This is a genomic window from Providencia sp. PROV061 (assembly GCF_011045655.1).
Classification (GTDB): domain Bacteria; phylum Pseudomonadota; class Gammaproteobacteria; order Enterobacterales; family Enterobacteriaceae; genus Providencia; species Providencia hangzhouensis.
Genome location: NZ_CP042861.1, coordinates 1,461,029 through 1,470,694, shown reverse-complemented (window position 1 = coordinate 1,470,694; position 9,666 = coordinate 1,461,029). Strand labels below are relative to the sequence as shown.

Annotated in this window: 8 protein-coding genes; all 8 read right to left on the bottom strand. The window is 39.7% G+C overall.

Going from position 1 to position 9,666, the window contains the following annotated elements:
* The 8 genes from ftsL to leuO all read right to left on the bottom strand — a co-directional run bounded on the left by ftsL (position 1) and on the right by leuO (position 9,274).
* Positions 1 to 321, bottom strand: coding sequence for a cell division protein FtsL (ftsL, locus tag FVA72_RS06535; RefSeq protein ID WP_004262041.1), 321 nt, complete (start codon positions 319 to 321; stop codon positions 1 to 3).
* Positions 321 to 1,274 carry a 16S rRNA (cytosine(1402)-N(4))-methyltransferase RsmH gene (gene rsmH, locus FVA72_RS06530; RefSeq protein WP_110592162.1) on the bottom strand — a complete coding sequence of 318 codons (954 nt, stop codon included), beginning with the start codon at positions 1,272 to 1,274 and terminating at the stop codon, positions 321 to 323. The genes ftsL and rsmH overlap by 1 nt, the downstream gene beginning before the upstream one ends.
* Positions 1,275 to 1,276: 2 nt before the next feature.
* The gene (mraZ, locus tag FVA72_RS06525) at positions 1,277 to 1,735 is read right to left on the bottom strand and encodes a division/cell wall cluster transcriptional repressor MraZ (protein ID WP_004262043.1); all 459 of its coding nucleotides are present in this window, start codon (positions 1,733 to 1,735) and stop codon (positions 1,277 to 1,279) included.
* A 697-nt stretch (positions 1,736 to 2,432) separates the two neighbouring features.
* Entirely contained in the window at positions 2,433 to 3,443 is a 1,011-nt protein-coding gene (gene cra / locus FVA72_RS06520) for a catabolite repressor/activator (protein WP_094961381.1), read from the bottom strand.
* Between the two features lie 84 nt (positions 3,444 to 3,527).
* Complete coding sequence (gene ilvN / locus FVA72_RS06515) at positions 3,528 to 4,019, bottom strand: acetolactate synthase small subunit (protein WP_004262045.1); 492 nt, start codon at positions 4,017 to 4,019, stop codon at positions 3,528 to 3,530.
* Between the two features lie 2 nt (positions 4,020 to 4,021).
* A complete protein-coding gene (gene ilvI / locus FVA72_RS06510) occupies positions 4,022 to 5,749 on the bottom strand; it encodes an acetolactate synthase 3 large subunit (RefSeq protein ID WP_110592163.1) in 1,728 nt (575 codons plus the stop codon).
* A gap of 371 nt (positions 5,750 to 6,120) precedes the next feature.
* A complete protein-coding gene (locus tag FVA72_RS06505; RefSeq protein ID WP_110592164.1) occupies positions 6,121 to 7,932 on the bottom strand; it encodes an AMP-dependent synthetase/ligase in 1,812 nt (603 codons plus the stop codon).
* Positions 7,933 to 8,305: 373 nt separating this feature from the next.
* Complete coding sequence (gene leuO / locus FVA72_RS06500; protein ID WP_110592165.1) at positions 8,306 to 9,274, bottom strand: transcriptional regulator LeuO; 969 nt, start codon at positions 9,272 to 9,274, stop codon at positions 8,306 to 8,308.
* Between the last annotated feature and the right edge of the window lie 392 nt (positions 9,275 to 9,666).

Genomic DNA, 9,666 nt, shown 5'->3' with positions numbered 1-9,666 from the left:
TTATTGCTTAGAAACAATAATTTTTTCTTGTGATGGTTCAACTTGCACCATCTGTAATTTTTCAACCGATAAACGTTCTATTCGGCTATGGCTCGCAAGGGCGTTTTCTTCAAGGATCAAATTACGCCATTCGATATCTAACAAGTCTTTTTCTTCATACAACTTATCTTTTGCGGCCGTTAGTAAACGCGTTTCATGTGCCGTCGTTACCACAAAAACAGCACTGATAATAATTGCCACTAATAAAATCAAAGGAACGATGCCATAACGAAATAAATCACGCCCAATGACGCGAGCTAGGCTGTGCCTTTCTGGAACCATTATTCCGCCGCCTTCTCAGCAAACCGCAACACGGAACTACGTGCGCGTGGATTTTCATTAATTTCGTTTTCCGAAGGTTTCATCTTACCTAGGTCACGTAACTGCGCTGCACCTAATTCTTTAATCTGCGCTTCAGTAAGAGGAATACCTGCTGGCACCGATGGACCTTTACTATTTTTGCGAATAAACCGTTTTACTAACCTGTCTTCCAACGAATGGAAACTGATAACTGATAAACGCCCTTGTGGTGCTAAAACGTTCATTGCGCCTTCTAACGCTTTTTCTATTTCTTCCAATTCACTGTTGATATAAATTCGAATGGCTTGGAAGCTACGCGTCGCTGGGTGCTTATGTCGGTCTTTCATTGGGCTAACTTTTGCAATTAATTCAGCAAGATGCCGTGTGCGTGTTAACGGTTCTTCTTCCGGGTTATGATTACGCTCAACAATCGCTCTCGCAATTCGTTTCGCAAAACGCTCTTCACCAAAAGTTTTTAAAACCCAAGCTATGTCATCCGCTTCTGCGTCCATCAACCATTGCTGTGCAGATTGCCCTTTGGTTGGGTCCATCCTCATATCTAACGGCCCGTCACGCATAAAGGAAAATCCGCGTTCAGCGTCATCTAACTGGGGTGAAGAAACGCCTAAATCCAGCAGTACGCCATCAATTTGCCCGACTAACCCTTCTTCTTCGACATACTCTGCAATCGCAGAAAATGGGCCATGTTTAATCATAAAACGAGGGTCATCAATAGTTTGAGCCGCTTTTATTGCCTCTGGGTCACGGTCTATGGCGATTAAACGACCATTTTCGCCAAGCTGACTTAATATCAACCTTGAATGACCACCACGACCAAATGTGCCATCAATGTAGATACCGTTAGGTTTAATGTTTAAGCCATTAACGGCTTCATCCAGTAATACTGTTACGTGTTTAAATTGCTGTTGCGTCATTATTAAAGTGACAAATCCTGTAAGCGGGCTGAAAGTGGTTCATTGGTAAGGCGCTCAGCGGCAATATCATCTTCCACTTGCTGATACCAAGTTTGTTCATCCCAAAGTTCAAATTTATTAATCTGGCCAACCAACATGACCTCTTTGGTTAGCCCTGCGTGTTGACGCAATGTACTGGCTAACAAAAGACGCCCCGCGTTGTCCATTTGGCATTCACTTGCATGGCCCAATAACAGCCGTTGCACGCGTCGTTCAGCAGGGTTCATCGTCGATAACCGAGAAAGCTTTTCTTCGATAATCTCCCACTCAGGTAAGGTATAAAGCAGCAGACATGGCTGGTGAAGGTCAATGGTACAAACCATTTGCCCTTTCGATTCCTCGTTCAGCATTCCTCGATAACGAGTCGGCACGGTTAGACGCCCTTTGCTGTCGAGATTAACCAGTGTTGCCCCACGAAACATACCCGATTAAACCCCTTTTATTTCCAAGCCACCCACTTTACCCCACAATTCACCACATATAAAGTTTACGAATGGTATGAAAACGTTGTCAAGCCAGTCGCACTCAGCTTTAGCTTTATTTACAGAACAATTCAGAAAAAATAAGGGTAGGTAAAATATGACTTGGAAAGAAAATGCGAAATAACAAGTTGATATAATTAATATATTTTATAAAGTGCAACTTAAATAAGCGAGATCACTCTAGATTGCTGCAAAATCATACAAATCATTATAAATTCAACTTAAGTCTCATTTTTAATCAGTATATCTTGTACCGGTTATTTACTTTTATTGAGTCCCCAAATAATCATTAATATCTAATAATGGTAAAAACACCCCGAAAGAAAAATAAAATCATTAAATATCAACATAATAAATAACTGTTTTAATAAACAGTATTTAATTTTAAATATTTATCGCACAAATCAGTAATACATCTACAATAAATTTATATTAATTTAATCATCCGATTTAGCTTTCATTTTAAAATCAGCAATAAATATCTTAAGATAAATCCTAAAGTTAAATATTTACCTACTTTTAGCTTATAAAAAAAAGCCCCTACAAGATAGGGGCCGTTATATTACTCATTATTGTGACCAACATCACTCATTATCGTGTAAATATTCACTGTTCGATTAAAGTTAAGTCTATTTTACTACTGCTTACGACCTAAACTTCCACGACGGCATAAATCACGGCGAATACGAGTAATACCAGGTTCTGGTTTTTGCTTTTCATCAAGGCTGGCAAGTACTAATTCTAAAATACGTTCAGCGATATCCCTATGGCGTTGTGCAAGGGAAAGCACTGGGCACTCGAGAAAATCTAATAACTCATTATCACCAAATGTGGCAATGACCATGTGCTCAGGTAAACGACCACTACGTTTCAACGCAACATCTAATACACCTTGTAGTAAGGAAAATGATGTTGTAAATAACGCGTCAGGCATCTCGTTACCGCTATCAAGCCAATGTGCAAAAACCTCTGCTGCTGAATCGCGTTCATAGCTATTTGCATACAGATAATCAATCTTGCGCGGGTCTTCATGCCATGCTTTACGGAAACCTTGCTCGCGTAAATAGCTGACAGACAGCTCAGGTAACGCCCCCAAATACAATACGGATTCAGCATTAAACTTACGTAATTCTGCTGAAATCATGAAAGCATCTTCTTGGTCATCACCAACGACACTAATAAAATGCTCTTTTTCAAGGGCTCTATCAAGTGCGATAATCGGTAAAGAACGGTTCGCCCAACGCTGATAAAACGGGTGTTCCGGCGGTAAAGCTGTCGAAACAATAATGGCGTCAACTTGTCGTTGCAAAAGGTGCTCAACACAACGAATTTCATTGTCAGGTTGGTCTTCTGAGCATGCTATTAGTAGTTGATAACCACGTTGACGCGCCTGCCTTTCAAGGTAATTTGCTATACGGGTATAGCTGGTATTTTCCAAGTCTGGGATCACTAACCCTATAGAACGGGTACGCCCTGCTCGTAGCCCCGCAGCAACTGCATTTGGATGGTAATTGTGCTCTCTGACGACTGCCATCACTTTTTCTACAGTTTTATCGCTGACTCGATACTGCTTGGCCTTGCCGTTGATCACATAACTAGCCGTTGTGCGGGAAACACCCGCTAGACGGGCTATCTCATCCAGTTTCACGTTAACCTCTTTACAATTTTGGGAATAGCCCCGAATCATTCGGGGCCTTAAACGCGATTATTCTACCTTCGGAAGATAAATTTTTCATCGCATAATTTTATCACCGCGTGAAACTCCGACGATCCCTGAGCGTACAACTTCAACAATTTCAGCAACACCACGCACTGATTCGATAAAAGCATCCAGTTTTTCGCTTGTTCCCGCTAGCTGAACGGTATAAAGCGTTGGGGTTACATCAACAATTTGTCCACGGAAAATATCCGCACAGCGCTTCACTTCATCACGCCCATATCCAGAGGCCTGTAGCTTCACTAACATGATTTCACGTTCAATATGTGCTGACGCCGTCAGCTCACTGACACGCAGCACATCAACCAATTTATGCAATTGTTTCTCAATTTGCTCAAGAACTTTTGCATCCCCTTTAGTTTGGATAGTCATACGTGACAATGTTGGATCGTCCGTTGGCGCCACGGTCAAACTTTCAATATTATAACCACGCTGAGAGAACAGACCTATGACACGGGACAAAGCACCTGATTCATTTTCTAATAAAACGGATAAAATACGACGCATGATCAGGTCCTCTCTGTTTTGCTCAACCACATTTCATCCATTGCGCCGCCACGGATCTGCATTGGATAAACGTGCTCAGTTTCATCAATATTTACGTCAACGAAGACTAATCGCTGATTTTCATTTACTTCAACAAGGGCTTGTTTTAGTTTTTCTTCCAGCTCATCAGGTGTTGTTATCGAAATACCAACGTGGCCATAAGCTTGCGCTAACTTGATGAAATCAGGCAATGATTGCATGTAGGATTGCGAATGGCGGCCTTGATAAATCATATCTTGCCATTGTTTTACCATGCCTAAGAAACCATTGTTTAAGTTGAGTACTAAAACCGGTAAACCATATTGCAGGGCTGTTGAAAGCTCCTGAATGTTCATTTGGATACTGCCGTCCCCGGTCACACAAACAACTGTCGATTTTGGATGCGCTAATTTCACCCCTAATGCAGCAGGTAAACCAAAGCCCATCGTGCCAAGACCTCCAGAATTTATCCAATGACGAGGTTTATCAAAGGGATAATATAATGCGGCAAACATTTGGTGCTGCCCGACGTCAGATGTCACATACGCTTCACCTTTCGTTAAACGGTAAATCATTTCAATAGCTTGTTGTGGCTTAACTTTTGTTGGGCTGGTTTCGTAACGTAAACATTGTTTACTACGCCACTGTTCAATTTCTTTCCACCATGCAGTGAGCGCTTGGTTATCTTGTTTTGCTGAAGCCTGGTCTAACTGACCTAACATTTGCTTTAATGTAAGTTTCGCATCACCCACGATTGGGATGTCCGCATTAACCGTTTTTGAGATAGACGTTGGATCAACATCAATTTGGATAACAGTCGCATTTGGGCAGTATTTTTCTAAGTTGTTCGTTGTTCTATCATCAAAACGAACACCAACAGCAAAAATCACATCTGAGTTATGCATAACCTTATTAGCTTCATAGGTTCCATGCATTCCAAGCATCCCGACAGACTGCTTGTGAGTTTCTGGGAAAGCTCCTAACCCCATTAAGGTTGATACTACTGGTAATTGTAGTTTTTCTGCCAACTCAATAAGTTCAGCAGAGCAATTCGCGTTAATCGCTCCCCCGCCAATATAAAAAACCGGTTTTTTTGCCGAAACTAATTTAGTTAACGCTTTTTTGATTTGACCTTTGTGGCCTTGCAGCGTTGGGTTATAAGAACGTAAAGAAACATTTTCTGGATAACGATAAGCAAACTTCAAGGCAGGGTTAACGGTGTCTTTAGGGAAATCAATGACTACAGGCCCAGGACGCCCACTTGCCGCAATATAAAAAGCTTTCTTGATGGTTTCAGGAATTTCTTCTGCGCTTTTAATTAAAAAACTGTGCTTTACTATTGGCCTTGAAATCCCAACCATGTCGCATTCTTGAAACGCATCATTACCAATTAGCGAACTGGCAACCTGCCCCGATAACACCACCATCGGTACTGAATCCATATAAGATGTCGCAATACCCGTAATCGCATTCGTTGCCCCTGGCCCCGATGTCACTAACACGACCCCAACATCTCCTGTTGAACGTGCATAACCATCAGCCATATGCACCGCAGCCTGTTCATGACGCACTAATATGTGTTCTACCCCGCCAACAGTATGAAGTGCATCATAAATATCCAATACGGCACCGCCTGGATAACCAAACACGTGCTTTACTCCTTGGTCAATCAACGATTTGACGACCATTTCCGCTCCCGACAACATCTCCATGAGTTTGCCCCCAGACATTATTTGCAAGTGAAGAGGTATGCTCTACCTCTTTATTTTTATCATTTAAATAGTGAAATTCGTACTATTAACATATCTCTCCGGCTGAAACGAAGCAAACACCATTTCAGTGCAAGGTTCACGAAACTTTCACATCATCTTGAACATGGGAATTTGATAGATAAATTGACTACGTATGAAAATAATAGAAGGAAAAATGACTGGCATGAATGAAAAAACAGTGCAACTTTAATTAGTTGGAACCGTTACAATTTTTAATATTGAGCTATTATTTGAATGAATAAATAAAAACAGAACAAAAACAAGACCTGACTTACCCATAATACAGGTAAGCCAGATAATTAAATGGTAAATTATTCTTTGTACATCGATTCAATTTCTAATTGATAGCGCTCAGAAATGATTTTACGACGTAGCTTTAAAGTCGGCGTTAATTCACCTTTTTCCATTGAAAATGTGGTTGGTAGCAATGTAAAACGCTTAACTTGATGGAAATTTTCGATATTCTTTTGTAAATCTTTTAAGCGACTTTCGAATAATGCCACAATATTCGAGTCTTTTAAGAGTTCTAAACGATCTCGATATTTCAGGTTTATTGAATGGGCATATTCTTCTAAGCTGTCATAGCAAGGCACAATAAGCGCTGAAACAAACTTACGAGCATCGGCAATGACTGCGATGTGTTCAATAAACTTGTCTTGCCCTAATACGCCTTCAATCATCTGCGGTGCAATATATTTTCCATTAGACGTTTTCATTAAATCTTTTAGTCTATCTGTAATATATAAATTACCTTGTTCGTCAATTTTCCCTGCATCACCTGTTTTTAACCAGCCATCCGCTGTAAATGTATCTAAGGTTTCAATCGGGCGGTTGTAATAGCCTTTCATAACCACCGGCCCTTTTACTTGTATTTCATCGTCTTTACCAATACGTACTGAAACAGAAGATAGTGGTGTACCAATCGAGCCTAATGGGTATTTCCCTTCTTCCCAGCAAGATACCGTGGCACAGGTTTCTGACATACCATAGCCGTATTTAATGTTTACCCCTGCAGAAAGGAAAAATGCAATCACATCGTCATCAAGACGGGCACCTGCAGCTGGCATGAACCGAATTCGCCCCCCTAACCCTTCACGAATTTTATTGAGGACCAGTTTGTCGACCATCGGGAAAATAGCGCGGTTAATAAAAGAGGGTTTGCGGCCTTTTGCTAAGGCTTTCACTCGGCTTCTGCCAAGGGATAATGCACAGCGAAATAGTGCCCTACGTACTAAAGGTGCTTTTGCCACTTTACTGTGTATTGCTGAATAAACTTTTTCATAAAAACGTGGAACCGCACACATTACTGTCGGTTTTACCTCAGCTAATGCTTCCCGAACCTGATTGGTATCCGTTAAATAAACGTTTAGTGCTCCAACGTGCATAACGTAAAAGCTCCACGCACGTTCAAAAACATGTGAAAGTGGTAAAAAACTTAAAGAAACATCATCAGCGGTGAGTTGTAATCGTTCGTCATGGAGATACAGCTGCGCAGCCATGTTGTAGTAATCCAACATAACGCCTTTGGGTTCTCCGGTAGTACCTGATGTATAGATGATGGTAAATAAATCACTGAGATTATGCGCAGCGATGCGTTCATCCAGTTCTGCTTGGTATGCGGTTTGTGATTGCGCCATAAACGTGGATAAATGCATGGTGTTGATTGAAATATCAGCCAACTTAACATTGTCATTCATCACAACAATCGTGATTAATTGAGGGCAAAGAGCGGGTAATTGGCATGCAACTTGATATTGCGCCTCTTCCCCAACAAATAACACTTTAATATTTGCGTCGTTAATAATATACGCAGCTTGCTCGACACTGCTAGTCGCATAAAGTGGCACCGTGACCGCCCTAATTTGTAACGCGGCAAAATCCACTAATGACCAATTCATACTGTTGTGGGCAAATAACCCAATATTTTCTTGTGCGATAACGTTTAATGCTAAGAGGTGTCGAGAAATTGCTGAAGTGCGATCGCCAACCTCCCCCCACGTTAATGAGCTACGTTGCCCGTTATCCCATTGACTGAAAGCTATCCGGTTCGCTGATTCTTGTGCAGTAACCCTGCTACGTAAGCGATTAACCAAGTGGTATGGATATAGATTTTCAGTAATCAAAGTTTATTCCCTATAAGTCATTATCGATATAAGCTACTCGGCACATTCACAAGCACTTAACCATTCTTATTATTTCAGCTTACAAGTGTTAGCTGAATATTCGCAGTGTATCGACTAAAGAGATGCGTGAAAAGCATTTATATGTAAATTTTTTGCAAATGTTATGTCTGCTACAAAACTCACCATAGCACCTACGATAATGAGTTAATCAGCTTGTTGGCATGTATATTTTGTTATAAGCACGTTTGCAGAAATATAGAGGTTGTTGGCCTTAAGGGACAATTTCATTTGTTATTGTCCCTTAACAAAATGAGCTATTTCTTTCTCATCAGTTCGAGATAGCCTGCAACCTCTAATATTTTAAATAGGCGTATTATGCCGCAACAGGCTGTTCAGAGAGTTCCTCAATCAATTGATTGAATTGAGACTTCATCCATTGATGGCCTTTATCCCTAACCGTTGATTCATGCCAAGTTAAGTAACAAGGCAGTGTATCCTTAAGCCAAGGTAACGTTAACGTACGTAATTTAAGTTGCCCAACGTGATGATTAACTAACCATTTTGGCACAATAGCCACGAGATCAGTTTGAGCAACAATACTCAATACACTATTTAAGTCAGTCCCTTGATAACTAACCGTATGCGATAACTCAGTATTATTATAATAAGGTTTACTAAATGACCCCATGTTATCCATTGACATAATAGCGTGGCGTTCATTATTTAGTTCAGTTTCAGAAATTGAATTACCAATACGTGGATGATGATTTGCCACCACTAATACTAATTCATCGTCAAATAAAACCTGATGTTGAAATTCCGTCTTTTCTAATTGATTATAGCCAAGGAAGAAATCCATTTCTTGGTATTTTAATTGATGAGCAATTTTATCACCCATAAAAGAATGAATGATTATATTAATATTAGGCGAAACTACCTTAAATTTTTCGACAATAATAGCAGCTAGGCGAATATCTAACGGTGAACAGATAGATAAATTAAATACCCGATCACTGTTTTGTGGGTTAAAACCTGCGCTAGGTAATTCATTATGAACTAATTGTAATGCTTGCCTAATAGGCCCAAATAATTGTTTAGCACGCGATGTCGGCTGAATACCACGCCCATACCGCACAAATAACTCGTCATTAAACATTGATTTTAAACGTGAAACCGCATTACTTACTGCAGGCTGAGACATCCCTAGAACTTGCGCAGCTTTTGTCACATTTTGCATCTGCATAACCACGTCAAAAACCGTTAATAGGTTAAGATCAACATTACGTAAATGAATATCGCTACTATCTTTTTTAGCTGTTGAAATTGTATCAAAATCAGTCATTTTTTACTCCACTAATATATTTATCATTTTTCATTAACGAAAAGAGTCATTCATCTAAAGAAACCGACGAATATATAAATTCATTAAATATTATTCTTAAAACAACTTATAGATAATAAGCTATTTCGCTTTCCCTGCATTTATTAAAACGACGTTTATATTACTTAACCTATTAATTAAACTTGCAGTATAAATATCATCATAAAACGTAAATATTCATCAAAATAATGAGTGATAACTACTAATTAGACTTGCAATCACTCACCGTAAAAATAATAAAGCAATTTTTGCAAGAAATCATAATAAATCGTATTTAGAATCAATAAATATCCTCATTATCAGATTATTTTTTAAATACTCATTTATTAGATAATTAACTTAATTAAAAAGCA

Coding starts and splice junctions, on each gene's coding strand:
- ftsL (WP_004262041.1), bottom strand. CDS start 321: ATGGTTCCAGAAAGGCACAGCCTAGCTCGCGTCATTGGGCGTGATTTA.
- rsmH (WP_110592162.1), bottom strand. CDS start 1,274: ATGACGCAACAGCAATTTAAACACGTAACAGTATTACTGGATGAAGCC.
- mraZ (WP_004262043.1), bottom strand. CDS start 1,735: ATGTTTCGTGGGGCAACACTGGTTAATCTCGACAGCAAAGGGCGTCTA.
- ilvN (WP_004262045.1), bottom strand. CDS start 4,019: ATGCGTCGTATTTTATCCGTTTTATTAGAAAATGAATCAGGTGCTTTG.
- ilvI (WP_110592163.1), bottom strand. CDS start 5,749: ATGGAGATGTTGTCGGGAGCGGAAATGGTCGTCAAATCGTTGATTGAC.
- leuO (WP_110592165.1), bottom strand. CDS start 9,274: ATGACTGATTTTGATACAATTTCAACAGCTAAAAAAGATAGTAGCGAT.